The organism is Stenotrophomonas sp. SrG, from assembly GCF_050031795.1.
GTDB lineage: Bacteria > Pseudomonadota > Gammaproteobacteria > Xanthomonadales > Xanthomonadaceae > Stenotrophomonas > Stenotrophomonas rhizophila_A.
Genome location: NZ_JBNBBE010001850.1, coordinates 1 through 229, shown reverse-complemented (window position 1 = coordinate 229; position 229 = coordinate 1). Strand labels below are relative to the sequence as shown.

1 protein-coding gene is annotated in these 229 nt (G+C 70.3%); it reads right to left on the bottom strand.

What is annotated here, in order from left to right; all coding sequences use genetic code 11:
• On the bottom strand, nt 1-229 hold a 229-nt coding region (locus tag ACQG3P_RS25605), incomplete at both ends, for a cation:proton antiporter (RefSeq protein WP_426806610.1).

The following is a 229-nucleotide window of genomic DNA, read 5'->3' as shown; positions in this document are numbered from 1 at the left end:
CCCGAGCAGGAAGCCGCGGACCGGTTCGATGTCGGCTTCGAACTCGTCGAGGAAGGTGGAGTCGCCGAGCAGCACGCCGGCCAGGAACGCGCCCATAGCCATCGACAGCCCGCCCAGCTGCATCAGCAGTGCCGCGCCCAGCACCACCAGCAAAGCGGCGGCGGTCATCACCTCGCGCGCCTTGGCGGCGGCCAGGATGCGGAACAGCGGGTTGAGCAGGAAGCGGCCG